The organism is Acidobacteriota bacterium (assembly GCA_035529075.1).
Taxonomy (GTDB): domain Bacteria; phylum Zixibacteria; class MSB-5A5; order GN15; family FEB-12; genus DATKXK01.
The window spans coordinates 153,084-179,295 of the sequence record DATKXK010000011.1 but is presented as its reverse complement, the minus strand read 5'-3'; the positions used below and the strand labels follow the sequence as shown (position 1 = coordinate 179,295).

20 protein-coding genes and 1 pseudogene are annotated in these 26,212 nt (G+C 59.8%); 12 read left to right on the top strand and 9 right to left on the bottom strand.

Annotation, left to right across the window (positions count from 1 at the left end):
- Positions 1 to 128: 128 nt before the first annotated feature.
- On the bottom strand, positions 129 to 779 hold the full coding sequence (locus VMY05_06375; GenBank protein HUV30692.1) for a choice-of-anchor N protein: 651 nt from the start codon (positions 777 to 779) through the stop codon (positions 129 to 131).
- Positions 780 to 1,252: 473 nt separating this feature from the next.
- Here VMY05_06375 and recA point away from each other — a divergent pair, with 473 nt between their 5' ends.
- Positions 1,253 to 2,296, top strand: a complete 1,044-nt coding sequence (gene recA / locus VMY05_06370) for a recombinase RecA (protein HUV30691.1) — start codon at positions 1,253 to 1,255, stop codon at positions 2,294 to 2,296.
- A gap of 56 nt (positions 2,297 to 2,352) precedes the next feature.
- On the opposite strand, the gene VMY05_06365 is transcribed toward recA, so the two are convergent.
- Entirely contained in the window at positions 2,353 to 2,745 is a 393-nt protein-coding gene (locus VMY05_06365; protein ID HUV30690.1) for a DCC1-like thiol-disulfide oxidoreductase family protein, read from the bottom strand.
- 365 nt (positions 2,746 to 3,110) lie between these two features.
- On the opposite strand from VMY05_06365, the gene VMY05_06360 reads away from it, so the two are divergent.
- Genes VMY05_06360 through VMY05_06350 form a run of 3 tightly spaced genes read left to right on the top strand, consistent with a single transcriptional unit; the run spans position 3,111 to position 5,570 of the window.
- Positions 3,111 to 3,698 carry a sigma-70 family RNA polymerase sigma factor gene (locus VMY05_06360; GenBank protein HUV30689.1) on the top strand — a complete coding sequence of 196 codons (588 nt, stop codon included), beginning with the start codon at positions 3,111 to 3,113 and terminating at the stop codon, positions 3,696 to 3,698.
- Positions 3,695 to 4,492 carry a zf-HC2 domain-containing protein gene (locus tag VMY05_06355; protein HUV30688.1) on the top strand — a complete coding sequence of 266 codons (798 nt, stop codon included), beginning with the start codon at positions 3,695 to 3,697 and terminating at the stop codon, positions 4,490 to 4,492. Before VMY05_06360 ends, VMY05_06355 begins: the two co-directional genes overlap by 4 nt.
- A 46-nt stretch (positions 4,493 to 4,538) precedes the next feature.
- On the top strand, positions 4,539 to 5,570 hold the full coding sequence (locus VMY05_06350; protein ID HUV30687.1) for a hypothetical protein: 1,032 nt from the start codon (positions 4,539 to 4,541) through the stop codon (positions 5,568 to 5,570).
- A 13-nt stretch (positions 5,571 to 5,583) separates the two neighbouring features.
- Here VMY05_06350 and VMY05_06345 read toward each other — a convergent pair whose 3' ends face one another.
- Complete coding sequence (locus VMY05_06345) at positions 5,584 to 7,722, bottom strand: DUF4388 domain-containing protein (GenBank protein HUV30686.1); 2,139 nt, start codon at positions 7,720 to 7,722, stop codon at positions 5,584 to 5,586.
- Between the two features lie 391 nt (positions 7,723 to 8,113).
- Between VMY05_06345 and selD the strand changes: the two are divergent.
- The 3 genes and pseudogenes from selD to VMY05_06330 all read left to right on the top strand — a co-directional run bounded on the left by selD (position 8,114) and on the right by VMY05_06330 (position 11,841).
- Positions 8,114 to 9,091 (top strand): annotated as a pseudogene (selD, locus tag VMY05_06340) (selenide, water dikinase SelD).
- 178 nt (positions 9,092 to 9,269) lie between these two features.
- Positions 9,270 to 11,390: a tetratricopeptide repeat protein gene (locus tag VMY05_06335; protein HUV30685.1), complete on the top strand. Its 2,121-nt coding sequence runs from the start codon at positions 9,270 to 9,272 to the stop codon at positions 11,388 to 11,390.
- A 193-nt stretch (positions 11,391 to 11,583) separates the two neighbouring features.
- Positions 11,584 to 11,841, top strand: coding sequence for a hypothetical protein (locus VMY05_06330; protein ID HUV30684.1), 258 nt, complete (start codon positions 11,584 to 11,586; stop codon positions 11,839 to 11,841).
- 125 nt (positions 11,842 to 11,966) lie between these two features.
- Here VMY05_06330 and VMY05_06325 read toward each other — a convergent pair whose 3' ends face one another.
- From VMY05_06325 to VMY05_06310, 4 genes are all read right to left on the bottom strand, one after another.
- A complete protein-coding gene (locus VMY05_06325) occupies positions 11,967 to 13,325 on the bottom strand; it encodes a glycine--tRNA ligase (protein HUV30683.1) in 1,359 nt (452 codons plus the stop codon).
- 9 nt (positions 13,326 to 13,334) lie between these two features.
- Positions 13,335 to 14,129 carry a DNA repair protein RecO gene (gene recO, locus VMY05_06320; protein HUV30682.1) on the bottom strand — a complete coding sequence of 265 codons (795 nt, stop codon included), beginning with the start codon at positions 14,127 to 14,129 and terminating at the stop codon, positions 13,335 to 13,337.
- A gap of 6 nt (positions 14,130 to 14,135) precedes the next feature.
- Positions 14,136 to 14,498: a septum formation initiator family protein gene (locus VMY05_06315; protein HUV30681.1), complete on the bottom strand. Its 363-nt coding sequence runs from the start codon at positions 14,496 to 14,498 to the stop codon at positions 14,136 to 14,138.
- 123 nt (positions 14,499 to 14,621) lie between these two features.
- Entirely contained in the window at positions 14,622 to 15,164 is a 543-nt protein-coding gene (locus VMY05_06310) for a hypothetical protein (GenBank protein ID HUV30680.1), read from the bottom strand.
- Between the two features lie 371 nt (positions 15,165 to 15,535).
- Here VMY05_06310 and VMY05_06305 point away from each other — a divergent pair, with 371 nt between their 5' ends.
- Positions 15,536 to 16,591 carry a hypothetical protein gene (locus VMY05_06305; protein HUV30679.1) on the top strand — a complete coding sequence of 352 codons (1,056 nt, stop codon included), beginning with the start codon at positions 15,536 to 15,538 and terminating at the stop codon, positions 16,589 to 16,591.
- Between the two features lie 142 nt (positions 16,592 to 16,733).
- Here the strand turns inward: VMY05_06305 and eno are convergent, their stop codons facing one another.
- A complete protein-coding gene (gene eno / locus VMY05_06300) occupies positions 16,734 to 18,032 on the bottom strand; it encodes a phosphopyruvate hydratase (protein ID HUV30678.1) in 1,299 nt (432 codons plus the stop codon).
- Between the two features lie 353 nt (positions 18,033 to 18,385).
- On the opposite strand from eno, the gene VMY05_06295 reads away from it, so the two are divergent.
- The 3 genes from VMY05_06295 to VMY05_06285 all read left to right on the top strand — a co-directional run bounded on the left by VMY05_06295 (position 18,386) and on the right by VMY05_06285 (position 22,504).
- A complete protein-coding gene (locus VMY05_06295; GenBank protein ID HUV30677.1) occupies positions 18,386 to 19,801 on the top strand; it encodes a sodium:alanine symporter family protein in 1,416 nt (471 codons plus the stop codon).
- A gap of 163 nt (positions 19,802 to 19,964) precedes the next feature.
- Entirely contained in the window at positions 19,965 to 21,386 is a 1,422-nt protein-coding gene (locus VMY05_06290; protein ID HUV30676.1) for a hypothetical protein, read from the top strand.
- Positions 21,387 to 21,568: 182 nt separating this feature from the next.
- A complete protein-coding gene (locus tag VMY05_06285) occupies positions 21,569 to 22,504 on the top strand; it encodes an SDR family oxidoreductase (protein ID HUV30675.1) in 936 nt (311 codons plus the stop codon).
- Between the two features lie 59 nt (positions 22,505 to 22,563).
- Here the strand turns inward: VMY05_06285 and VMY05_06280 are convergent, their stop codons facing one another.
- The gene (locus VMY05_06280) at positions 22,564 to 23,082 is read right to left on the bottom strand and encodes a DUF6125 family protein (GenBank protein HUV30674.1); all 519 of its coding nucleotides are present in this window, start codon (positions 23,080 to 23,082) and stop codon (positions 22,564 to 22,566) included.
- A 192-nt stretch (positions 23,083 to 23,274) separates the two neighbouring features.
- On the opposite strand from VMY05_06280, the gene VMY05_06275 reads away from it, so the two are divergent.
- Positions 23,275 to 26,205: a S8 family serine peptidase gene (locus tag VMY05_06275; protein HUV30673.1), complete on the top strand. Its 2,931-nt coding sequence runs from the start codon at positions 23,275 to 23,277 to the stop codon at positions 26,203 to 26,205.
- Positions 26,206 to 26,212: the final 7 nt, after the last annotated feature.

Genomic DNA, 26,212 nt, shown 5'->3' with positions numbered 1-26,212 from the left:
ACAAAATCGGAATCGACACCGCACGACCCGGCTCCGGTGCACGTAAAACTTTCCGACGTCCGAGAGCAGGCAAGAAAAAAGCGGCTCGGGTGAGCCGCTTTTTCGGTTGACATGCATCGAAAGAAAAGTCACTTCCTCAAACGCCGGACAACCCCCGCCCCGGCCAATCCGAGACCGAGAAGAAGCAGGGTGGCCGGCTCGGGAACCGCCGTCTCAGCATCATGTGAAAAAGGTGCAAACTTGAACTGGCCGTCTATGTCGGCAAAGTAACCGTAGGCATCAAAATGGACGTACTCGTAGGTAGTGCTCACGGTAAACCGGAAGATATTTCCAAAAGCGTTCGAGCCGCCACCGTCGCCGGTATAATCCATGACCGTCTCGTAAGGTGAACCGGTCACGGCGGCAACATTATGCTCGGCATACCAGGAGGGATAGATACCGTGCGCCGGCATTGACCCGTCACCCGGCGGGGGCGTGCCGTACATGTAATCCGCCATCCCGAAAGTAGTGGTAATGGCCGAGGCGTCAGTGATCGACAACGCTCCACCCACGGGATTGCCACCGGCGCCAAGCGATGCCACCAGCGTCAGGTCATAGAGCTGCCCCTTGTCAAGATTACTGGCAACCACCCAGAGTTCGAATTCGTGCGCCGGGGTAGTCCAGGTCTCGGTACCCATGTCATAGGTGGCTCCGGGGATATAAAGCTGAATCCGAGGCACCGCCAGAACCGACGGCGCGACCATCAGGCCGGTTGCAAGTATCAGGAGTAATCTCTTCACAGGGGACCTCTCGTTGCTGTCATTCATAGTTGTCGTGATGCACATATATTGTTATCCGCAGGTAACCGCTGCAATAATCATGCCGACAGATAACGAAAGGCCGACGATTGAAGCCCCAAGATAACTCGTTTGTTGCCAAAGGGATACGTGATCGCCTGCAAAGCTCGCCGTAGCTCCGCAGAGGGTCCGGCGACTGAGGATGCAAGGCTGTTCGTAATTGTTACAAAATAGACCATTATTATGCACAATCATTCACCATGACCGACCGGGCCGATGTGTGTGCCGTGCGAACGGTTCTGCCGTGAATCGCCGGGGGTACGGGACCGGGGATGACCGCCACACGGTGACACCCCCTGTCAGGGGCCGAAATTACTTTAATTTCAACCGGAATGTGATATATTTCATGATCAAACATCTATAGTATACCGGCTATGACGAACAGGAAAATCAGGATACAGAAAGGCAAAGCTGACATGGCAAGCTCTACCTCTGCCGTTACAGACCGAAGAAAAGCTCTCGAAGCCGCATTGACCCAGATTGAACGCTCGTTCGGCAAAGGCTCGATCATGCGGCTCGGCAACGGCCAGGTGCTGGAGGTTGAGACCATCCCGACCGGCTCGCTCGGCCTTGATTACGCACTCGGCGTGGGCGGAATACCGCGCGGCCGGGTGACCGAGGTATTCGGCCCGGAAGCATCCGGAAAGACCACTCTCACCCTGCATATTATAGCCGAGGCCCAGAAACTCGGCGGCACCGCAGCCTTCATCGACGCCGAGCATGCGTTTGATGCCACGTACGCCGGGGCGCTGGGCGTTGACATCGAGAACCTGCTGATCTCCCAGCCGGACAACGGCGAACAGGCGCTGGACATAGTCGAGGCGCTGGTTCGTTCGTCAGCCGTGGATATCATCGCCGTCGACTCCGTGGCGGCCCTGACACCGCGTTCGGAAATCGAGGGCGAGATGGGTGATGCGCACATGGGACTGCAGGCCCGGCTGATGTCGCAGGCCCTGCGCAAACTCACGGCCATTACGGCCAAGTCACATACCGCCATCGTGTTCATCAATCAGATTCGGATGAAGATCGGAGTCATGTTCGGCAATCCGGAGACCACCACCGGCGGCAATGCGCTGAAGTTCTACTCGACTGTCCGCCTGGATATCCGCAGAATCGCCTCTATCAAGGATGGTCAGGAAATGATCGGCAGCCGCACGCGGGTGCGGGTCGTGAAAAACAAGGTGGCCCCGCCCTTCAAGGAAGCCGAGTTCGACATCATTTACGGCAAGGGAATTTCATCGGGAGCGGAGTTGCTCGATCTGGCCGCGCAGCATGAAATAGTCGAAAAATCCGGCTCCTGGTTCAGCTATGGTTCCAACCGCCTCGGCCAGGGACGTGACGCCGCCAGACGGTTCCTGCAGGAAAACACCGAGATCTACAGTGAGATTCTGGGCAAAGTAAAGACTGAGTTGGGCATGGCCCGCGAAAAGTCGGACGCCGTGCCTGCGGCTGAGAAGTAACCGGCCGGTACCGGGCACCGGCACGCCTGCCGGCGACGCCGCCACGGTCAGGCTGATCACACGCGCCGCGCACCTTTGGACGAGCCGCGCTGGCGAAAAAACAGCTTTGAGAGTCCCTGACGGTGCCCGGCGATCAACTCATAGACCAGGCCGGCGATCCGGCGCAGGCCGGGTGCCGTGAGCAACCGCTCGACCCATCGTCTTCCGGGTAGCAGCAGAGCCAGCTTGGCGGCCGCGTCGATTCCCGTCACCGTCGAGCCGTCGATTGAAACCAGGTGTATTTCCCTTTCCAACTCCGGCCGCGGGGGCAAGGACATGCCGGCGGGGAGCCTGGGGGCAGAGAGCGGCACGAGCTTTACAGCACCGGCGTCGTCGAGCGCCCCGAGTTGCCGGGCGGCTGACCGGCAGATCGGGCAGGAGTCATCGTAGATCAGATAATACCGGTCCATTTAGTGTGTATAACGCTTTTGGAGGCCGGTCGGTTCGCGATTGCACCTCCCGACCGGGAAACGTCCGGCAAGCCGGGCCGCTGCATTCTGTGGCCAGGACGTGGAAAAACCCGCCGATCAGACGTGTCCGGGACCATGAGCCGGCGAAAATCCTTGTGGAATTCGCGAGCAGTGGTTATTCTGAGATCATGGGGAGGGAAACTGGCCAAGAATGATCGGCTTTGCCCGCACCGCCTTTGATTAAACGTTATCTATTTCGTTGATGTTTATGTGCTTAGAGGGAACTTAGTCGGTGACCGACTTGTTTTACTCAATAGTGGTCTCTGGTCAAGCTGAGCCGCCGGAAACAAGCAGGGAGTCCACGCATGCCCGGTAGCACAGCGACGCAGTTGGCCCAGCGGAAGGTGTTCGAGAACGAGGCGCTGCCTCACATGGACGCCCTTTACCGCACTGGGTTGCGCATGACCAGGAACCAGAGTGACGCCGAAGACCTGGTGCAGGAAACCATCGTCAAGGCGTACCGAAACTGGGACAAGTTTGAGCCAGGGTCGAACTGCCGGGCATGGTTGTTTAAGATCATGACCAATATCTTCATCAATGACTACCGGTCGAAATCACGAGCGCCGGTCTCGGTGGATGTGGATGATATCGATGACAATTACCTTTACGGCCAGCTGGCCCAGCTTGGACCCGATAAGAACCCGGAGCAGGAGCTTTTTGCCAAAGTCTTCGATGATGACGTCAAGAAAGCTATAGAAGAGCTGCCGGACGATTTCCGACTGGTGGTGGTTCTGTCCTTTCTTGAGGGCTTCTCGTACCAGGAGATCGCCAACATTGCTGATATCCAGATCGGCACCGTAAAATCGAGGCTACACCGGGGCCGGAAACTCCTGCAGAAGCAACTGTTTGATTATGCCGTCAAGAATGGGTACATCAAGGACACTGCGAGATGAACTGCCAGGAAGCCTTAGCACTGCTCTATGAAATAATTGATAAGGAAGCCTCTGAAATCGACGTCCGACGGGTGCAGGAGCACCTCAGGGAGTGCCATCACTGCACCGACATCTACCGGCTGGAAGAGTCCGTGCAGTCGCTTATCAACGAGAGACTCAAGTCGGACTACTCCCTAAGCAGGCTTACTGTTCTCAAGTCCAAAGTGCTCAGCCAGTTGGACGGCATCGACCGCGAGAGAGCAGTCCCCGCCCGCCATCAACCGCCGTTCATGCGGCTGTCGTGGGCCCTGGCCACGGCGGCGTCCCTGGTGCTGGTGATCGCCGCGTACATGTTCTTCTCCGGCGCTCGCCGTCATGAGGCCATGCTGATCCCGCTGGAGAAGGCTCACCGGAGCATTTTCAGCAACCCGAGCACCGATGTGGATTCCGTCGCCGTCACCCAGTCGGTGATGCGCGTGTACACTGATGTCAGCTACAGTGTCGACCGGGTGGTGAACGATTTCCACCTGACCGGTGGTCACACGGAGGACCTGATGGGATCCGAGGTGGCGCACCTGGTGTACCACAACGGCACGTGCTGCGTTTCAGTGTTCGTGGCCACCGCCGACTCGTTCGAGATTCCCGAGGAGCTCAAGGCCAACCCGAGAACCATCGGCGCTATCACCTTCTACGATCACAACTGCCGTGGCTGCCGCCTGGTGTACCATCAGGTTGGCAACGCCGTCATCATCACTGCGACCACTTCACGAGACGTCGAGCTTCTCGAATTCGTGCCCGGCTCTGCGGTCATATAGCGCATTTGCTGTTGCCCGGACTTCCCCGACCTGATACACTACCGGCATGAAGCGACGTGCCGGATTCTTCGCGGGTCTTATGCTGGCGCTCCTGCCCCTGCTGCCTCTGGACGCCCCCGCCGGACCGTACCTTGACAGCCTCAAAGCAAACATCTTCAACACCGGGCAGGTGCTGCTGTTCAACGATCGTTTTGAGGGCGTTCAGGCCCTGTATGACGGTTACATTGAAGTCTATCCCGACGACCCCGCCGGGTACTTGTTCAAGGCCGCGGCTCTGATGGGTGAAATGGCCGACCGGGAGGAGAACCTGTACCCGGAATCGTTCCGGTCGCTGATCGATTCGGTCGAGCGCAAGGTCGAACGCCAGATCGACACCTGTTCCGGCCGGACACAGGCCTGGTTCTGCCTCTTCAGGGGACATGCCAAAGCGTACCGATCCCTGTGGGAGGCACGATTCGGGTCGTTCATCACGGCCGTTAAGCTCGGTGTCGACGCCCGCGCCGATTACACGGAGGGCCTGAGAGCCGACAGTTCTCTTTACGATCTATACCTCGGCCTGGGATCGTACCACTACTGGAAATCCGCGCGGGCGGGATTGCTGGGCTTCCTGCGCCTGCTCAAGAACGAGAAGGTCCGGGGGATCAGCGAACTTCGTCTCGCGGCCGATTCCTCGCTGATCTCCCGCGAAGGCGCGCGCAGCGCCCTGGCCTGGGTGTGGCTGGACGCGAAGGAGTATGACTCCGTGATCGCGGCTGCCGGAGAGCTGGCCGCGAGTTATCCTGAAGGAAAGTCGTTTCTGTGGCCCCTGGCGTCGGCCTGGTTTCTCAGCGAGCGTTACGATCAGGCGTTGCAGGTGTATCGCACGTTGCGTCAGCGGCTGGCCGTCCTCCCCGGCAACTGCTACAACCTCATCGAGTGCGATTATCACATCTGCCGTTGCCTGGAGAAGTTGCGCCTCAAGGACGAAGCGCGCCAGGCGGCTCTGGCTGTAGGCGAGTATTACGATGACATCCCGCAGGACGTCCGCAGACGCCAGCGAAAAAAGATGGTTTACCTGCTTCGTCGGGCGCGTGACTGAAGAGTGACACCGGCTATGTCGGGCTGGCTGCGCCGGATCTGGCGGCCCGTTCCCGTTCATCGAGAAGCCGACATCCTTCCATGAGAATCGCCTCGTTGGACGAGTGATTGTTCTGTTCCGGCAGGTCGTCCGCGTCGACAGGCTCAACCGCCCAACTGCCGGTGCCCCATACAATCGCCTCGTAGACCGCCTCGGGACCCACCTTGTCGTTGCAGGCCGCGTGCACGATGTCGCCCCGGTTCAGGAATATCACCAGTTCCCGGTCCTCCGAGGAAACCGCCAGCCTGACCGTCTTCCTGCTCGGGCCCAGCGCCTGGAGAAGGTCAATCAGATTCATGTCCTCGAGCGATCCGCGCGTGCCGTGGTCCTGCAGTGTCAGCAGCGGCTGGGACGATGCCAGCTCCAGGCGACTCCCGATCTTCTTCATCTTGGCGATCAGGAGATCCAGATTGTCATCCATCGGGATGACATCCTCAATCCCCTTCTCAACCATGGACGTCAATTCCGTCGCGACGGGGTGATCCACCAACAGAAAGGTCGCCACCGAGTCGATGGCCACGCCCCGGGAGACGAGCACACCGACGAAATCCGAAACCAGCCACGTGCTGCCGTGTTTGATCAGGACCTGGATGTCGGGTCGGCTGCGCCCGTAAAGGTCCACAAACTCGTCAATCGACTGCACCACCACGGTCCGAAAGCCGTGCCGTCTGAGGCGCTGTTCAACCAGGACCATCGCCTCGCTGTCCTCATAGAGAATCATCACCTGGTTGAATCTCCGGGACTCCTGCACGGCGAGCATGTCCTCCTGCACCATGTTGAGAAACGCCTCAACGACCTCGGCCATGAAGAGCTTTCCGACCAGGTCGTGAAACGTCTGTTTTATCCGGTCAAATCTGTCCAGCGAGACCTTCTCGTTGTATGGAATGCCCTCGCAGAAGATGTCGGCCACCGTCACGATATTGCCGCCGAGCGCCTCTATGGGCAGCCGCTTCGTGTACTTGCCTTCCAGGTCCTTGTACATGCACCGCAATATCCCGGTCACCAGAGGCGAGTAATTGAATGACTCGAGACTGCCGGCGGACAACGTTACCAGCGTTCGCTCGTAGTTCGGCTCGTCGGAGTTTCCATAGTAGTAGCGGGCCAGGTCGTGAAGATATGCCGCCGTTACGATGGCGAGACGGTCTCTGGCGGGAAGTTCGAGCCGACGGCACAGGCGATCGACGTACTGGCCCACGCGGCCGCTGTGGTTCGACCGCAGCTTCTCCCTCGAGGCCAGCAGGGTCGTCAGCAGGTCGAAATTCATCACCGTCAGGTCGGCCTGTTCGGAGGTCACTGTCTCGTCCAGCAACAGCTCGCCGGCCGATCCGTAATACCGGACGCGCGTGCTCGGGGAGATCTTTCTGACCCGATCGATCAGGTCCATGTAGTTACCCGACACGGAATCCCGAACAAAGACGGTGTGGAAACTGCGCCCCCCGATCATTCCGATGGCTTCATTTGCGGAATCCGAGATGGCGACGTCGAAGTTCTCCTGCTCCAGCCCTTTCCTGACGGGATCGTCCGCCTTGAGGTCGTCGGTCACGAGCAGCACGGCCCCTTTGGCCGAAGGCGACTTACGGCCGCCCGCTGGCGTCCCGGCTGCAACTTCGCTGTGGCCGGCACTGTCCGGAGTCGAGATACGCTGTGTCAGAAGCTGCTCGGGGGGGCTCGAATAGCAGCGTCCAATGGCCGCCTGAATGGACATCTCCGCCGCGACGTATAGTCTGACGGTTTTGCCGCGGGCGACAAATCCCAGTTCGTCGACGAGGTGCTCGTCGCCGGGGTTCTCGCACGCTATTTTCAACTCGTTCGTTTCAGGATTGTAGTCGAACGGAATGACGTTGCGCGCCCGAGCCACCCGCGAAGGTATGAACTTGAGCACCATATCCGGAATCTCGATTTCAGAGAGCCGCACACTGTCGCATCCAAATTGCCTCTCGAGGGCTTTGAGCAGTCCGGATTCGTCGACGTGTCCGAAGCGAAGCAGAAGAGAACCCAGCTTTCCGCCGTTCTGTTTCTGATGCTCCAGCGCCTCGGCTACCTGCTCCTGTGTGACCAGCCCCTCAGAGATAAGGATCTGGTCGAGTCGCATTGTTGTCGTATCGTTCTTCATGTGCTTCCCGTATCTCCCAAGCGCTGCTCAACTCTCGTCCGAGCCGTAGCCGCATGGATCCTCCGGCGAGAACCGGGCGGTCCGGCAACCGAACGCCCTGCCCACCGGGCAACTGCAGCGGCCCCCGACGAGCGGCCGACCGACCGGGTCCGACCGCAAACCTCCGGAATAAGCTGCTAATGTACTATTTTCGGAAGTATGGCGCGGATTTGTAGGGGTATGCAGCGGCATAGCCTGTACCTTATTTGCACAGGACAACGCCGAGGCGCACTTCAGGGTTGAAATCACCGGCCCGGCATGTTAGCTTTGTCCAATGGTTGACAAACGCCGTGAGATAGCTATAAAGCTTACCGCCGAAGTCAGTTGCGCTGGTTGAGCGTCCAAGCTCGGGCCGGGGTTCCTGGCCGAAGCGCTCAAAGACCTGCCGCAGGCCGATAACCCAAACCTGCTGATAGGGTTCAACAAGGCCGATGACGCCGGCGTGTTTATCATTGCCGAGAACCTGGCCCTGGTCCAGACCGTCGATTTCTTTCCGCCGATCGTCGACGACCCGTACTACTTCGGGCAGATCGCAGCCGCCAACGCGCTCTCGGACGTCTTCGCCATGGGCGGTCGACCGTTAACGGCGCTCAATATCATCGGCTTTCCCCTGGGATCAATGCCGACCAGCGTTTTTACGGAAATCCTGAAGGGAGGCAGCGAAAAAATCGAGGAGTCCGGCGCCGTGGTGGTGGGCGGCCATTCCATCAAGGACAGCGAACTGAAGTACGGGGTGGCGATCACCGGGCTGGTCGATCCGCGAAGGGTCGTCTCCAACGCCGGCGCCAGACCGGGCGACAAGCTGTTCCTGACCAAACCGCTCGGTACCGGTTTGATTACGACAGGTATCAAACGCAATGCTGTCGACGAAGAGCTTATCGAGACCGTCATTACGCAGATGGCGGCACTGAACAAAACCGCGGCTGATCTCATGCTGGCTCACGACGTGCACGCCGCGACCGATATCACGGGCTACGGCCTGCTCGGCCACGCTTACGAGATGGCCGCCGCTTCCGGAGTTACCATCCGCATCTTCGCGGAAAGCCTGCCTCTCCTGCCTCGAGTGCGGGAACTGGTGGAGCGGCAGATGATACCGGCCGGGGCGGGCGACAACCGAGAATACATGACGGGGAAGGCGCACGTGGCCGACTCGCTGGACAAGCGCCTTGCGGCGGTGCTTTTTGATCCCCAGACTTCCGGTGGTCTGTTCATCGCCATTCCCTCGGACCGCGCGGACGAATTCAGTCAGGCCCTGGCCAAAAACGGGTTGCCGGAAAAAGTCGTCGGTGCAGTCGAACCTCCGGGGGAATACCCCATAGTTGTCCGGTAGCGCGGTATCTTCGGGCAGCGCGCACCGCATTTTACCACTGACATCTCACCATGAGCAGATGGCGTTTCGAGCGGCGGCGCCCGTTGCCGTTTCGCGCTCGGGATATCGCGCCAGGTGCCGCTTTTCTCAAGCCGCGTGTAGTCTCTGCCGATAGCAGGGATAAAACCGTCGGACCGTTATGGTGCTCAAGGTAAAATCAGTCGGCGAATGGGCGTTTGTGCTGACGGCGTTGGTAATCGTAGCCGGATTCGCTTTCTGGCAGTCGGACCTGACGTCAGACCCGCCCATGTACTTTTCGGGGATCGGCCAGTCTCTTTCCACCGACCCCTACATGTACAGCCTGCACGCACGCAACAGGATTCTCTTCGGTGAGTTCGACCCGCTGAACGACCCGCGCTGGATCGTGTTTCAGAAATCGCTCGTGTCACTCGTTTCGTGCCTGTGGCTTCGGTTGACGGATGTTACGCTCAGGGAGGCCAACACGGTCGGCGTGCTGCTGAGCATAGCCGGGATGTTCCTGGTCCTGCTGGCGCTGGTGAAATATCACCGCCCGTGGGTGACGGCTGCCGTGGCCCTGTGTTACCTCATCAACGTGACGCTTCTGACCTACGGCCGGCTCCCCTACCTGGAAAACGGGCTGATTTTCTGGGCGGGCCTGGCCTTTCTCATCTGGACGCGGTGGGGCGACCGGATCTCCGGGGCTGCAGCCGCCGGGGCCGTGGCGGCTCTGGCTGCCGTCACGGGCAAGCTGTTTGGCGCCCTGCTGGTGCCGACGGTCGTTCTGTCAATCCTGGCCTTGCGACGCCCGGAACCATGGAAACACATAGCGGCGACGTTGATCGGGTTTATCGCCGCCGGTGCCGCCTCGATCCTTCTGCTTTACGGGGGACACGCTTCTCAAGCGGTGCAGTTCTTCACCCGCGAATCTTTCGGCCTGCACGGATTTCCTGACGGCCTGAAATCCCCCTGGGCGTTTGCCGAGCACCTGGTTTCGTTTGGTTTTGACAACCATCTGTACTATCTCAATCCGGACCTGCTGCTCTTTCTGGTGGCCGGTGGCCTCTTCTTCGTTTTCCGCGGAAAGGGCCGCAAATCCCGTATTGAGAACCTGCCGCCGACGATGGTGTACTCGCTTTTCTGGATTCTCTCGGGCTGGATCAGTTTGATGCCGCTGAACTATTCACCCCTGCGCTATAGTCTGTTTTTTGTGCCGGCCGTGATCGTATTCTGTTTTACGACCCTCGACTGGTCGATGCGTTCGCAGCCTTTAGGCGCCGCCGGATGGCGAAAAACAGGCGGCTGGCTGGCCGTCCTGCTCTTCTGGATGTTGACCTTCCATACGGTGATGAACGCCTGGTTCTTCAACGACGTCAGCGCTCCGCGCAGGCTGATCGTGTGGCTCTCGCTGGCGGCGGGCCTCGGCCTGGCCCTGGCCACGAGACAGGTCATCCGCAGCAGGCCGCGCCTTTTCAGCCGGGCTACAGTGATTATGCTCGCAACGCTTCTGGTCGGGACGTCTGCTCTGGTGAACGGTTTCAGGGTCCGCCGCAAGCACTTCCTCGATCATCACTTCTCGGTGGCTGAAGCCAATAGTGATATGGGCCAGATTCTGGGCCCCGGGGCCGTCGTGGCCGGGCCATACGCGCCGACACTGACATTTCAGACGGAGCACCAGTCGGTTATTCATTTCTTCGGGGCGACCCGGTCCGACAGCGGCCTGTTCGACAGCTTTCCGATCACTCACGTAGCTGCAGACTTGTCCAACTGGCGGGCCGCCGTGGTTGACTTCCCGGCTCTGGCCGGCCTGAAACCGGTGGCCTCTTACTGGATCCGGGATTATCTGGTCGAACTGTATAACGTCAGCAAAACGTTCCCCAACGTCAGGGCGAATGCGTACGCGGAGTCTCCCTATGAGCGAGCCGCCAACTACTTCCAGCGGGACCAGATCGACAGCGCCCTGGCGGCCTTGGATTCTGTACCGATGATGGTTAATTCCTCAAAGGCCGCCGGCATCCTGTACTCGCGGTTGATGCAGCGCAAACAGCAATACGATCACGTGCTGCAACTGCTGACCGAACTTGCCGAGCGCTTTCCCACCGACTTCAGCCTCCAACTCGAGTGCGGCCACTTCCTGCAGCGCCTGGCTCTGACCAGGCAGGACCGCCTGCTTTTGTACCGGGCCCAGAAATATTACGAACGGGCGACCATCCTCAATCCCTACAAGGCCGATTACGCCAACAGCCTCTATGCGCAGACTCTCGCCCGGATGTCCGGCTCGCCATCCGGCACCGGCAGGTGACAGCGCGGGCGGACCAGACCGCCCATCGCCTGCGGACGAATGCTTGTCGCAGTCCGGATCGATTTTCCTGACCGATTTTTCGACAAAATGAGACTGACGTGACACTTTCACGCCGCCTGATTCGTTCCATAGATAGAGATTCTTGTTGACGAGCCGATCTTGGCATTATAGTATAGGAAATAGGGAGGATACTATGGAGATTGGTCTGGTCTATTCACGGAAGGACCCGCGTCAGACCAAAACCAGAGATTTCGTACGTCAGTTTGTCCGGGAACGAGGAATACTCGCCCACATCGTAGAAACTGAGCAGGCAGTCAAGTCTCCCACCGTCATTATCGACGGCCACGCGCTCCGAGACAAGCGCAGTAAGCCCCGCGACGATTCATCCGTAATGTACCCCTCGCTCGACGATATCGCCCGTGCCCTCGAAGAACACATCTGGTGCCTGTAAGCGCTAAGAGAACTTGACGATTACTACGCGTCCGGCGGGCCTGATGCAGGCCGGCCGGGCCGGTTGCCGACTATCATCAACGAGTAAAGGGGCTCACGGCAAGAGCAGGCGTATGTCCGGCAGGTTTACGGCCGGGGGTCCGGGTCCTGCCCGTTGATTTTCTGCTCGAGAAAGCGGATAACTTCGGGGATCTTCATACGGACTTGCTCCATGGTATCGCGGTCACGCAGGGTCATGGTTTCATCTTGCAGGGTCTGGCCGTCGATGGTGACGCAGAAAGGACATCCGGCCTCGTCCATCCGGGCATACCGCCGCCCCACGGCGCCGGACTCATCGTAGAATACCTTGAACCGCTTCTTGAGCTCCTGGTAGACCGCGGTAGCGAATTCCGGCATACCCTCTTTCTTGACCAGCGGGAATACGGCCGCCTTGATGGGGGCTATTCGAGGCGAGAGCCGAAGGAATACCCGCTTCTCTCCCTTGATCTCCATTTCATCGTAACCGTCGACCAGGAGTGTCAGCAGGGTCCTATCGCACCCGGCGGAGGTCTCGATAATGTAGGGGATGAATTTCTGGTCGTAGCGCTCGTCGAAGTAGCGCAGGTCCTTGCCGGAAGCCTCCATGTGGCGGCTCAGGTCAAAATCCGTGCGGTTGTGGATGCCTTCCAGTTCCTGCCAGCCGAAGGGATACTCGTACTCGATATCGTATGCTTCCTTCGCGTAATGGGCCAGTTCCTTCTCCTCGTGGCAGTGCCACCGGAGCTTGCCGGGGTCGATGCCGAGTTCTTCGTACCAGCGCCAGCGCTCCTGTCTCCAGAAATCAAACCACTTCTTGTCCTCGCTCGGATGGACGAAGAACTGCATCTCCATCTGTTCGAACTCGCGGGTGCGGAAGATAAAATTACCGGGCGTGATCTCATTGCGGAAGGCCTTGCCCATCTGGGCGATGCCGAAGGGTATCTTCTGGCGCGAGGAGTTCTTGACGTTGAGGAAGTTGACGTAAATCCCCTGGGCGGTTTCAGGCCGGATGTAGATGGTAGCCGAATCATCCTCGAGCGGTCCCATGAAGGTTCTGAACATCAGGTTAAAACTGCGCGCCTCGGTCAACTCGCCGCCGCACTCGAGCGGGGTTTTTGACGGTTTCAGCAGGCAGTGGCTTTCGGACAGCTTGTCGGCTCGAAACCGGCCCTTGCACGTCTTGCAGTCAACCAGCGGATCGGTGAACTCGTCGACGTGTCCGGAGGTGTGCCAGACGCGGGGATGCATCAGAATCGCGGCATCGAGGCCCTCGATATCGTCGCGGCGGTTCGTCATCGCATCCCACCAGAAATTCTTGAGATTGCGCTTGAGTTCGGCACCCAGCGGGCCGTAGTCCCAGCAGGACCCCAGGCCGCCGTAGATTTCGGATGACTGGTATACGTAGCCTCGCCGCTTGCACAGCGAGACGATCTTGTCCATCAGGTCGTTAGCTTTGTCTTTGCCCATATCGCTGTCTCACCCGTTGAGTCGCTTGTTTTTCAACTTCTCCAGAAACGCCAGCGACTTCAAATCCGATACCAGACCGGAATGATACTTAAGGAACTTCGTCAGCGCCTCGATCAGCCGGCAGGCGTCTTCGTATCCTATCGGCAGGGAAGCCGCCTCGGCAAGAGAGGCCCGCTGAAGGGCCGCAAGCAACCTGGCGCCGCCGGCCGAAACGGGAATATAACGCTCTCCCGCCTTTTGGCAAGCCCGGCAGAGCACTCCGCCTCGCTCGGGCGCAAAGACAAGGCCTTGACCGGCTGCGATGATCCTGTCCAGCGCAGTGCTGCAGCCGGCGCAGTAGGCCAGGGAAGGACGGTAGCCGAGTTGTGACATGAGCCGCAGAAAGAAGCTGATGAACACCGGCGGCAAGGCCCTCCTGTCAGCCGCCGCTACTTGTCTTAAATATGCGATCGAATACTCGTACAGCTCAGGCTGCGTTTCCTGCTCGGGAAGAAGCAGGTACAGCAACTCGCAGGCCGCGGACGCGTACGCCAGCCGGCCCAATTCTCCCTGGCCCTCCAGCGAAAACGCCTCCAGGACTTCGCTGTCCGAAATGTAGCCGCTGCCGGACCTCTCGGAGCGGTAGAAGGTCACTTCCGTTCGAGTAAAGGGCAACAGACGCCCGCGCTTCGTGGTCAGCCGCCGCCCGCCTTTATCCTGCAGGCGAAGCTTGCCGAAGTCCCGCGTAAAGAAGACAACCGTTCGTGAGGACTCCGACCAATTGAACATCCTCAGAATGACGGCTTCAGACTTTTCCAGTGGCATCGGCAGTTACTGGCCGCGATAACGGTAGATGGTCTCTCCAGAGCGAACCATGTGGTAGCGCATGCGGGCTATTCGCTCGATATAGGCCGGGTCGGACCTCAGCATTCGGCGCACCCGTGCCATGTCGACAAGCTCCACAACACACTCCCGGTTAGCCTCGATCAATGCCTCCTTCTCGATCTTCAGGCGTACGATCCGGGGAAGACCGTACGTGCCGCTCATGAGGGAGTATAGAAACAACAGAGCCATCGCCAGCAGTCCGCATCGGATAATTCGCCTGCGGATATGCCTGTCGGCATCGGACAGGCGCCTGATCAGCGACTCGGCAGGCGCCAGCAGTGACGATCTTGGCTTGACTCGGCGAGGCATGCCATGAATTAGACGGCGGCACAACCCGGGTGCAAGTTAAAAGCGATCGGTCGGCCTGTACCGCGCCTTCACTGCACGCTCCCGGGCCGCGCGTGACGGCTGGGCCATGTACAGTCTGAGGGATTAGAAGCGTCGGGGGAAACGCAGCCTCGGGGGAAGATCGGTCTCATGATAGGTGATTTCGTGACCGTAAAGGTCGTACCGGTCCTTTTCGATGGTCGTCATGGCACTGAGTTTCCAGTCCTGGTCACGAGACTTGAAGAGAAGGAAGGTATAACGTGTTCGCTCGATTTTGAAGCCCAGGCGGCTGCCCGGCCCGATCAGGCCAAGACGAGCATAGCCGCTCTCCTCGACAAGGCTCTCGAACTGCAGCGTATCCAGTTTCGGCCAGTTCGAAAACTGAGTTCGCAGATAGGCCGCCAGCGACCCGAACCCCCGCTGCCGCGTGAGCGATTTCAGGTTGGCGGCCTCCACCGGGTCCAGTATGGAAAGAAACCGGTCCAGGTCATCCTGCAGCACGGCCTGGTGCAACTCGCCGAAGACGCTCATCAGGCTGTCAGCCAGGGGGGGCGGGGACGGGGCGGAGATCTCGGTAAGTGCCATCTGACAGCTCGGAATGGTTCCGAGCAGGAGAATGACCGCCATGTAAAGTGTTAACCTGTACATAATTTCGCCCGCAAGCCCATCTATCATTATATCGGCAGTTCGGGCAGAGCTCCTTTACAGCTAAACCCGAAGACCATAACAGGATAAGCGGCAGAAAGTTCAGACGGATTTCGCCTGAGCCGGCCGAAAAAGCTGTTGACACAACGTGGATGGACTTGTATGTTATTACTGACATCAGTGCCAGCGCAACATCTACGTACCCATCGCCACTCACAGACCGGGAGGGACTTATGCGGTTTAAGCACACCTGCTCGGGGCTTTTTCGATTGCCGGACCGGCCAGGGGGCTTCACGACGGTCCTCTTATGTGCCTTATTGCTTCTGAGTTTCGGCACGGCTTCGGCGTACGCACAGGAAACGTGCTGCCAGGACGTGCGAGGTAACGTTGATTGCAGTCCGGATGGCGTGGTCGACATCGGCGACCTGACGGCGCTGATCGACTTCCTGTTCATTTCCCAGGCTTCGCTTTGCTGTCCGGAGGAGGCGAATCTGAATGCAGATCGCGAAGTCGTAGTGGACATCGGCGACCTGACCGCCCTGATTGACTATCTCTTCATCAGTCAGGGGAGCCTGCTTTCATGCGAAGGCCCGTCAGGTTCCGTGGTCGGCTACTCGACCTGCAAGTCGCTCCTGGAGGAGAAACCCCAGGGTGATCCACCTTTGGACCAGGACTGCATTGACTACAGCTACGGCGAGAACTATACGCTGACCATCAAGCACATCAACGCCGGCTTCAACTGCTGCCCGGTGATTGCGGCCGAGATCGACATTACGGACTTCACCATCACGATCAACGAACTTGACTCCGTGATCGAACCCTGTGCCTGCCTCTGTCTGTTCGACGTCGACTATGAGATAGCCAACCTGCCACCGGGAGAATACCGGCTGATCGTAATAGAGCCGTACAGACCCTTCGGCGACGACGAACTGGATGTCGTAATCGATCTGCGCAACCCGACGTCAGGCACGCATTGCGTGTATCGATCGGAGTACCCGTGGGGTGACTGGTTCACAGGTGTAACCGCGCATTCAACCTGCAAGTCGCAAATGCTGGCGCGACCCGTGAGTGATCCGCCTTCGGACCAGGACTGCATCGACTTCAGCTACTCAGAGAACTACACGCTGACCATCAAGCACATCAACGCGGGCTTCAACTGTTGTCCGGTGATCGCGGCCGAGATTGACGTCACGGATTTTACCATCACCATCAACGAGCTTGACTCCTTGATCAATCCATGTGAGTGCCTTTGTCTGTTCGACGTCGACTATCAGATAACCGGCCTGCCGCCGGGAGAGTACAGGCTGATCGTCATTGAGCCGTACAAACCGTCCGGCGACGAGGAACTGGATTTGGTGATCGACCTGAGCGCACCGACGTCGGGCACGCACTGCGTCTTCAGGAGTCAATACCCGTGGGAAACGTATTAGGCAGATTGTGAAGCCGGTTATTCCGGCGGGTCGCACCGGCAGGCCTGTCGACCGCAGGAATCAGCAACGAGTTTCTTGAGACAACGGCAAGACCTTGAAGGTCTTGCCGTTGATGCATACCGGGGGGCTGTCGAACCAACTGTCAGCGACGTATGTTATAAAAGGCATCCATGCCGGGATAGACGGCGTGTTTGCCGATCTGCTCGTTTATCCGCAGCAGTTGGTTATACTTGGCAATACGGTCGGTACGGCAGACGGAACCCGTCTTGATCTGCCCAGCTCCCACAGCCACCACGACGTCGGCAATAGTGGCGTCCTCCGTCTCCCCGGACCGGTGAGACACCACGGCCGTGAAGCCGGCCTTCTGGGCCATGCTGATGGTGTCAAGCGTCTCCGTCAGGGTGCCGATCTGGTTCAGTTTTATGAGAATGGAATTGGCCGATTTTTCCTTGATGCCCCTGGCCAGCCGTTCGGGGTTGGTGACGAACAAATCGTCGCCCACAATCTGTATATCGTCACCCAGCCTGGCGGTGAGTTCCTGCCAGCCGGACCAGTCGTCCTCGGCCAGGCCGTCCTCGATTGAAATAACGTGGAACTCTTCACACAGGTCGGCATAATAATCGATCATCTGTGCGCTCGTAAGCTCTTTCCCTTCGGCCTCCAAGCGATACTTCCCGGTCGCTTTGTCGTAGAACTCGGTCGAGGCGGGATCGAGGGCAATCATGATGTCCCGACCCAACACGTAGCCGGATTTCTCGATGGCCAGCTTGATAACCGCGAGCGCCTCCTTGTTCGACTTCAGATTCGGAGCGAAACCTCCCTCGTCGCCCACGGACGTGTTGTAATCCTTGTCTTTCAGCACGGTCTTCAGGTGCCCGAACACCTCCGCGCCCATCCGCAGCGCGTCCGGGAAGCTGCCCGCACCGACGGGCATGATCATGAATTCCTGGAGATCCACGTTGTTGTCCGCGTGCTTGCCGCCGTTGAGAATGTTCATCATCGGCACCGGCAGCACCTTGGGATTGCAGCCGCCGATGTATTCGTACAGAAACCGCCCGCGACTCTCCGCGGCCGCCTTGGCGGTGGCCAGAGAGACGCCCAGCGTGGCGTTGGCGCCAAGCTTTCCCTTGTTGGGCGTTCCGTCCAGATTGATCAGGTAGTTGTCCAGCGCTACCTGGTCGAAGGGATCAATCTGGTCGGACAGGAGCGCCGGTCCGATCACCTTGTTGACGTTGTCGACCGCCTTGAGGACCCCCTTGCCGAAATACGTCGAGTCGTCTTCGTCCCGCAGTTCGACGGCCTCGTGGGTGCCGGTCGAGGCTCCTGACGGAACCGCCGCGCGTCCGAGGGTGCCGTCGCTGAGGCAAACGTCCACCTCGATAGTAGGAGTTCCACGACTATCGAGAATCTGGCGAGCATGGATGTATTGAAATTCCGACATCTGTACAATCCTCTTGTGTAAGCTGCGCACGTTTTGAGCAAACATATGACCGGGCCACGAAGCGCACAAGTCTAAACTCTTCACCTTGAATCGCCCGTGTGTTGAAGAAGTACGCGGGCCTGCCGATAGCATTAATAGCACCAAGGGCCAGTGGATTAAAAGAGTGCTGGCTCGGGGCCGGCTTGGCCGGCCCCTCTTTTTTTGCCGCAAAACACTCCCGCATCGAGCGGCTTGCGCCGCTCGGACAGCCCATAACAACCGCGTTCGAGTCGTGCTGCGACCGGCGGGCGCGTCATTTCGGCCAAGATAGTATTTGCCAAAGGCATCCGGATATATTATCTACCGAGCGCCCCATGGAGCAACTTAACCACATCCTCGAAGAAGTCTCCGGGCAGGTCTGGGGAGTGCCGCTGGTCATACTCCTTCTCGGCACGGGTCTCTTCCTCACTCTTCGAATGCTGTTCATCCAGATGCGCGGTTTCGCGCACGGCGTAGCTATAACGAGCGGTGCCTACGACGACCCCGCACACAAGGGTCAACTGACGCACTTTCAGGCGCTGTCGGCCGCCCTGAGCGCCACCATCGGCATCGGCAACATCGGCGGCGTGGCGATCGCCCTTTACTACGGCGGCCCGGGGGCGATTTTCTGGATGTGGGTGTCGGCCTTTTTCGGGATGGCCATCAAATACAGCGAGTGCACACTGGCCATCAAGTATCGAAAGATCGAGTCTAACGGCAACGTGCGTGGCGGGCCGATGTATTATATCGAACTCGGCCTGGGCAGGGCCTACCGGCCGCTGGCTTACATGTTTGCGCTGTGCACGGCCGTCGCGGCCTTCGGTGCCGGAAACATGGCGCAGTCCAATACCCTGGCCCACGCGCTGGTGGACGCCTTCGAAGTATCGCCCGAACAGGTCGGCCTGTGGCGGTGGGTAATCGGCCTGGGGATTTGCACTCTGGTGGGCGTTGTCATCATCGGCGGCATCAAGCGCATCGGGCGCGTAGCCTCGTACCTGGTGCCCATCATGTCCGTCCTGTATGTCTGCTCGGCGCTGGTGATACTCTACATCAACCGCGACCAGATAATACCGGCCTTCCAGCTCATTTTCTACCACGCCTTCAACCCGACTGCTGTCGTCGGCGGTTCCGCCGCAGGTATCACCGTCTGGATGACAATCCAGTGGGGTCTCAGGCGGGGTCTCTTCTCCAACGAGTCCGGACAGGGTTCGGCGCCAATGGCGCACTCGACGGCCAAGGTGGAGGAACCGGTTCGCGAAGGTATGGTGGCTATGCTGGGACCGTTCATCGATACGATCATCATTTGCTCCATGACGGCCCTGGTGATCATCACTTCCGGCCTGTGGGACAGCGGCATCAACGGCGCCCCGTTGACCATGGCGGCGTTCGACCAGGCGCTGCCGGTCTACGGCCGCTGGATGGTCGTGTGCGCGATACTGTTGTTCGCCTACTCGACCGTGCTGAGCTGGTCCTACTACGGCGAAAAGGGGATCGAATACATCGCCGGTGTCAAGGCCAAGCAGCCGTACAAGTGGGTGTTCATCTGCTTCACGCTCATCGGCGCTCGACTGGATCTCGTGGCCGTGTGGTCGTTTGCCGATATTGCCAACGGCCTGATGGCGGTCCCGAACCTGGTGGCGCTTATCGGGCTCTCGGGCATCATGGTCACACTGACAAAGAAGTACCTCGGCGAGAAAGCGCGGGGACTGCACGTGCCTTACAAAAAGCAGATGATGTCTCCGCCGCCGTAGCCGGCCCCATGCACCGCCGAGCGGTACCGTCGGTTTGTCTCGGGTCGGGTACCGTCAGGCTCCGTCCATTCCCTTCAAAAGCGTCCGTTGACATTGATACGCGTGCGTGCTATCCATGGTCTATGGGCTTCCGTTGGGCGACAGCGATCACGGGCAGCGGGCGATGACGTCTTCACAGCGCCACGTGATCTGGTTATTCACCGCCGCGGTGGCGGCACGGCTGGCCTTTCACCACCTGACCGGGTTCATTGCCGACGATGCGTTCATCACGTTTCGATATGCCCGCAATCTCGTCGCGGGACTTGGTTTTGTGTACAACGCCGGCGAGCACGTGTTGGGGACCTCCACTCCGCTGTTCACGCTGGTCCTGGCGATGTTCGCCACGTCGGGAGTTGCACCGGTCGCAGCCGCCCTGGTCGTGTCCGTAATCAGTTCCGGCCTGACCGCGATGATCCTTTATCGCTGGGCGTGCTCGCTGCGCCTTATGCGTCTGTCGGTTCTGCCCGCACTCCTGTACGTGCTCTGGCCCCGCTCCGTGGCCGCCGATGCCTGCGGGATGGAGACGGCGTTCTTCACGCTGCTTGTCACGGCCGGGCTTTATTTTCAGCACCGACGCCTCCAGTATTATGCCATCGGCATGGCCACTCTGGCCACAGCCACCCGACCGGAGGGCGGCATTTTGCTGCTGCTGTTGCTGGCCTACAATGTCCTTACGGATCGCACCGGGTGGCTGCGCTATCTCCTGATTCCGGCGGTTCTGCTCGGACCCTGGTGCGCCTTTAGTTGGTACTACTTCGGTTCTCCCGTCCCCAACTCGATTCCGGCCAAGCTGGCTCTGTACAGCCGATTCGGGGCGGGATCTCCCTGGCAAACCCTGGTGTACGTGATGGCGTGGCATAACGCCTTCGGCTGGTTGCTGACGGCTGCGGCCGTTGTCGGCGGCTGGTGGCTGCACCGCAAGCAGTACTTCGGACGACTCGAGATAGTCTGGATGGTCTCGCTGATCCTCTTTTTCACCTTAAGCCCGACCCGTATCTTTTTCTGGTACATTCCGCCCATATATCCGGTGTACTTGCTGTTCGCGGCTGCGGCCCTGCCGTGGCTGCTTGACCGCATTGCATCTGCCGGAGTGGACCTTTCCATCCGGCGTCAGAGAGCCATCGGGATCGCCGTCACCGGCGCGCTGGCGCTGCTGCTGGCGGCAGGGAACATCCGCCCCGTCGCTCGCTACCGTGAGTATCAGCAGGGGCTGGAAAGCGTGCACCGGCAGATCGGATACTACCTGTACACCCATGCCGAACCGGACGACCTTGTGGCGGCCGAAGACATTGGCTACCTCGGCTACTACTCGAAACGGCGGATTCTGGACCGCGACGGCCTGATATCTCCGGAGGTGATCCCGTATAACCGCCAGGGAGCTTACGGGACCGCGATTCTGGATTTTGCCCCCGACTGGCTGGTGGCGGCGCGATCAAGCCCCATCAGCGGCTTTCTGGGTGATTCTGTTTTTCTCGAGCAGTACCGCCCGGAGACCGGCTTTAGCGCCCTGACCTGGGATTATACGGTGTACTCCCGGCGGGAGTAAGGCTGTTTGAGGCCGCCTGCCGGGGTCAGAGAATTACTTTACAAACCGCCCGGATAGTGTTACTGTTAGGTACCAGCAGGACAGGCTTCTCGAGTTTCTCAAACGAGAATATCATCGTAAATCGGGGCGGTTAAATAGCCGACACTTTATAGCGGAGACGACAAGACAAGGATAGACATCGCATGCACTTTCTCGTAACCGGAGGAGCCGGCTTCATCGGCTCAAACATCGTTACTGCGCTCGTCGACCGGGGCGAGCAGGTCCGGGTCCTGGACAATTTCTCATCGGGCAGGCAGAAGAACCTGGCTCACGTGGCCGACCAGGTCGAGATAATCGAGGGCGACATCCGCGACTTCTGGATCGTCAGCCGGGCCATGGCCGGCGTGGACTACGTGCTGCACCAGGCGGCCCTGCCGTCGGTGCCGCGCTCGGTCAGGAATCCCCTGACGTCAAACGTGGTTAATATCGACGGTACCCTTAACGTGCTGGAGGCGGCGCGCCAGGCCGGCGTGAAAAAGCTCGTGTCGGCGTCCTCGTCATCGGTTTACGGCGAGTCTGAGGAGTTGCCGAAGCACGAAGGCATGGCGCCGCAGCCGCTCTCCCCGTATGCAATCACCAAGCTGGCTGGCGAGTTGTACTGCCGGGTTTACTGGCAATTGTATCGCTTTCCGACCGTCAGCCTGCGCTACTTCAACATCTTCGGCCCCCGCCAGGACCCGCAGGGCGAGTATGCCGCCGTCGTGCCGAAATTCATCACGGCGCTGGCCGAGGGACGACCTCCGACCGTGTTCGGCGACGGCGACCAGTCGCGCGATTTCACGTTCGTCGACAACGCCGTGCAGGCCAACCTGCTGGCCGCGACCAACGATGAAATCGTGGGCGACGTGTTCAACGTGGCCTGCGGAGCCCGGTACACGCTCAACGACCTGCTGGACAAGCTCCGCGCCATAATGGGTGTCGATATTGCAGCCACGTACGATGCTTCCCGGCCCGGAGACATCCGTCATTCGTACGCGGCGGTGGATAAGTTTCGGAAGTACGGATACGACCCGACGGTTGACTTCGAGCAGGGTTTGCGCAGGACCGTCGATTTCTTCGGCCGACCGGACCGCCGCTGACTGCGCGCTTCCCGGCGAAGCACGGCCGTGTTCCCGGGCAGACAAGCCCGGACCGCCAATTACTCCTGCAGCGTGAATCGCCAGCCGCAGTAGAATTCGTCGCCGGCCCGCTCATCGGGCGGACAACAGATGCACTCGGTGCTGATGCGCCGGTCAATGGTTCCGGCGAAGCCTGCGTACTCCACCAGCCCGACCGATTTGCACGGGAACAGGGGCATGTTCTTGCGCTTGCGGGCAGACTGGACACGGCAATCAAGCATGTAAAACTCGAACGACTTCTCCGTCTCGTTCCGAATTTCCTGCTTGTTCACGAAGGCATACAGGCGGAACTGCAGCGCCTTCTTGAGTCCCTCGAGGCCGCTGTCCGGGGCAATGGAGTGCCGTTGCATGATCCGCCGGGCCTCCAGCACGGTGAACGCCTCCCAGGCTTCCGTGTCCAGTTCAATCGCCTCTTGAATACCCAGGCGCTTTTCCACGGCCTGAAACCAGAGACCGTCGTGGGCCAGCCAGTTCCTGGCGAAATCTTCCAGCATGCCTCGAAGCAGCGCGTGGTCCTTTTGTGTCGGTTGCTCGCTCATCCGGTCACCTCACTCAGCCTCATTGCGGTACCGTCCCCGCGGGGTTCGTCTATGCGGCGCTTTACTTACCGCACCAAGTATACTATCTTACAACCGGCTGCGAAAGTGGACTCCCGGCGCGGCAGTCGGCAGCCGGCCTTCTTTTCGCTGGAAGGATGACAACACCGGTCCGTCTATAATCTGGAGACTCCGATGAAGCTTCTGAGCATGCTCTCACTGTGCCTTTTCGTTGTTGCGATGACCATGCCTGCGGCCCGGGCGGGCGCGCTGGCGCCCGAACTGGAGCGCCAAATCGCAAACAGGCCGGGCGATGACTTGATCAAAGTGTGGATCAAGCTGCCTGAACCCCGCGGCCTGGAGCGTCTCGGAGCGGTACTTCAGGAGCAGGCGGCTACCCGTGCCGGGCGGCACACTCTCGGCCTGGCGCGACTGCGGGCGGAACATGACGGTGCGCAGGCGAGTTTGCTCGGCAGGCTCCGCGAGTTGCAGGCGGCGGACAAGGCCGACAACGTGCACGGCTACTGGATTGTCAACGTGGTGGAGGCGCAGGTAGCCGCCGCCAGCCTCCGGGCGCTGGCGGAACGACCGGACGTCCAGATCATCCAACCGGTGCCTCAAATTTATCTGATTGAGCCGGACCGCCCGAACTCCCCGGGGGGTGCGCTGGGCACAGATTCCGTCCAGAGCAACCTTGCCTATATCAAAGCCGACCAGGCCTGGGCTATGGGCTACACCGGCAGCGGGCGACTGGTCTGCTCGTTCGACACGGGCATCGACGGCGACCACGATGCCTTATTCAGCAACTGGAAGGGGCACGACGGCGATTCCGCCGCCGCCTGGTTTGACCCCATCTTCGGTGAATCGTTCCCGCATACACAGCCTGTCTCTCCCAACCACGGCACCCACGTCATGGGAATCATGGTCGGGCACGACGACGTAGCCGGTGACACCACCGGGGTCGCGCCGGGCGCCCGGTGGATTGCGGCGGCGGTGGTGGACGTCGGTGCTACGGTCATCCTGCGCGCCTTCGAATGGGCGGCGGACCCCGACGGCAATCCTAACACGGTCGATGACGTTCCGGACGTGATCAACCACAGCTGGGGTTTCGACCGGATCGACTGGAGTATCGATTGCCAGGACATTTTCTCCGACGCCATCGACAACACCGAGGCGCTCGGCATCGTCAACATCTTCGCCGCCGGCAACAGCGGACTTTTCGGAACCCAAACCATCACCAACCCGGCTAACCGGGCCAACGATATCCTGGATTGCTTCGCGGTCGGCAATCTCAAGCACCTTGTCGACAGTATCGCCCCGAATTCCTCTCGGGGACCATCCGACTGCAACGGAGCCGTCAAACCAAACGTCGTGGCGCCCGGGTTTGAAATCCGCTCCACCAAGGCGAGCAATACATACGGCAAGATGTCCGGCACGTCGATGGCTACGCCCCACGTATCGGGGCTGGTAGCACTGTTGCGGCAGAAGAATCCGAACGCCACGGTCAACGAGATCAAGCAGGCTATTCTCAGTTCGGCCACGTCTCACCCCAACTTCGGAACACTGCCCAACAACAACTTCGGCTGGGGAGCCATTGACTGCCCGGCGGCGCTGGATTCGCTCGACGGCCCGGAGGTGTCAGCCAACGTGCGCGTTTACGATTTCGACTATCCGCCGATTTCGCCCGGCGACACGGTCGCCGGTGCGGTCGTTCTGGAGTGCCTCGGTGCCGCCGTGACGAACGTGTCGGCCGCGATAACCGGGAGTCAACCCTCGCTGACCGTGCTCAACGCATCAGCCTTTTTCGGCAATATGTCACCGCGTGATACCGTACGGTCCGCGGACAGCATTCGTGCCGTTGTCTCCGACACCGTGACGCCGGGGCAGATCCTCTCGATTGATTTTCTCATCAGCGGGACCGATCTCACTGTGCCCGCACGGCTGCACTTTCTGGTCGGCCCCCCGGCCGGCAAGTCCGTCGTCACCCACAACACCGGGCGAATTGAATTCAGCCTGTCGAATTTCGGCGTCTACGGGTTCGGGCCGGTCTCCTACGTTCCGGGACCGGGAGCGGGCTTTCGGTTCGACGGCGGCACCAACGAATTGTACGAGGGCGGGCTGATTGTCGGTGACGACTACACGCGGGTTTCAAGCGGCGTGCACACGTACATCTTTGAACCCGAGAACGATTTCAGGGTGGCCGCAGGCGGCGACCTGGTGTTCACGTCCCCCGGACCGCTGGCCACGGAGCAGACGTATTCGATATTCAACGACAGCAACGCTGCCAACCCGCTGGGCCTGGAGATCATCCAGGAATCGTTTGCCAGCACCGGCGGCAACAGCGACATCATCGTGATGCGGTACATTCTTCAAAACCGGAGCGGTTCGGCCCTCAGCGGCGTTTACACCGGCCTGTATCTGAACTGGGACGCGGCCGGCATCTACACCCAGAGCGTGGGCGGCTACGAGGCGGACAAGGAGTTTGCCTGGATTGCCTACTACAACGGCGGTTCACCCAGAGACTACCGGGGAGCGAAGCTGCTCGAGGGTCCGCCGGCAACCGCCCTGACGGAAAAGGAATCCTTCGTAGTGATCCCGGCGTTTGATGGCGACGGATTCGTGATGTGGGAGAAATACCAGGCGCTCACGGACGGGTTCGGAACGGCCAACACCTACCGGAACTCCCCGAACGCACTTTTTCAGCTCGTCGCCGCCGGGCCGCTGGATTTCGAGCCGGGGGGGTCCGACACGGTGACGTTTGCCCTTCTGGCCGGCAACAGCTTTGCAGATATCAGCGGTGCCGCCGCGCGCACGGATTCCGTCGTGATAACCGATGTCCCCTTCTCCGGCGACAAGCCGCTGCCACGGACGTTCGTGCTCCACCAGAACCACCCCAATCCATTCAACCCCGCGACCGTCATCTTGTTCGACCTGCCCCGGGCGTCGGAATACCGGCTGACCATATTCAACACCCTGGGACAGATCGTTCACGAAGAGACCGGTCGGGCCGGTGTCGGCCGGGTGTCGATTGAATGGAATGCCGAGGCGTATGGCAGCGGTATCTACTTTTATAGAGTCGAGGCCGGTGAGCATTCGGCCACGAAGAAAATGATGCTGCTCAAATAGGACCGCT

Bases quoted from the DNA above. Each gene is read 5' to 3' on its own strand.
- recA (HUV30691.1), top strand. From the start codon at position 1,253: ATGGCAAGCTCTACCTCTGCCGTTACAGACCGAAGAAAAGCTCTCGAA.
- VMY05_06365 (HUV30690.1), bottom strand. From the start codon at position 2,745: ATGGACCGGTATTATCTGATCTACGATGACTCCTGCCCGATCTGCCGG.
- VMY05_06360 (HUV30689.1), top strand. From the start codon at position 3,111: ATGCCCGGTAGCACAGCGACGCAGTTGGCCCAGCGGAAGGTGTTCGAG.
- VMY05_06355 (HUV30688.1), top strand. From the start codon at position 3,695: ATGAACTGCCAGGAAGCCTTAGCACTGCTCTATGAAATAATTGATAAG.
- VMY05_06350 (HUV30687.1), top strand. From the start codon at position 4,539: ATGAAGCGACGTGCCGGATTCTTCGCGGGTCTTATGCTGGCGCTCCTG.
- VMY05_06345 (HUV30686.1), bottom strand. From the start codon at position 7,722: ATGAAGAACGATACGACAACAATGCGACTCGACCAGATCCTTATCTCT.
- VMY05_06335 (HUV30685.1), top strand. From the start codon at position 9,270: ATGGTGCTCAAGGTAAAATCAGTCGGCGAATGGGCGTTTGTGCTGACG.
- VMY05_06330 (HUV30684.1), top strand. From the start codon at position 11,584: ATGGAGATTGGTCTGGTCTATTCACGGAAGGACCCGCGTCAGACCAAA.
- VMY05_06325 (HUV30683.1), bottom strand. From the start codon at position 13,325: ATGGGCAAAGACAAAGCTAACGACCTGATGGACAAGATCGTCTCGCTG.
- recO (HUV30682.1), bottom strand. From the start codon at position 14,129: ATGCCACTGGAAAAGTCTGAAGCCGTCATTCTGAGGATGTTCAATTGG.
- VMY05_06315 (HUV30681.1), bottom strand. From the start codon at position 14,498: ATGCCTCGCCGAGTCAAGCCAAGATCGTCACTGCTGGCGCCTGCCGAG.
- VMY05_06310 (HUV30680.1), bottom strand. From the start codon at position 15,164: ATGTACAGGTTAACACTTTACATGGCGGTCATTCTCCTGCTCGGAACC.
- eno (HUV30678.1), bottom strand. From the start codon at position 18,032: ATGTCGGAATTTCAATACATCCATGCTCGCCAGATTCTCGATAGTCGT.
- VMY05_06295 (HUV30677.1), top strand. From the start codon at position 18,386: ATGGAGCAACTTAACCACATCCTCGAAGAAGTCTCCGGGCAGGTCTGG.
- VMY05_06290 (HUV30676.1), top strand. From the start codon at position 19,965: ATGACGTCTTCACAGCGCCACGTGATCTGGTTATTCACCGCCGCGGTG.
- VMY05_06285 (HUV30675.1), top strand. From the start codon at position 21,569: ATGCACTTTCTCGTAACCGGAGGAGCCGGCTTCATCGGCTCAAACATC.
- VMY05_06280 (HUV30674.1), bottom strand. From the start codon at position 23,082: ATGAGCGAGCAACCGACACAAAAGGACCACGCGCTGCTTCGAGGCATG.
- VMY05_06275 (HUV30673.1), top strand. From the start codon at position 23,275: ATGAAGCTTCTGAGCATGCTCTCACTGTGCCTTTTCGTTGTTGCGATG.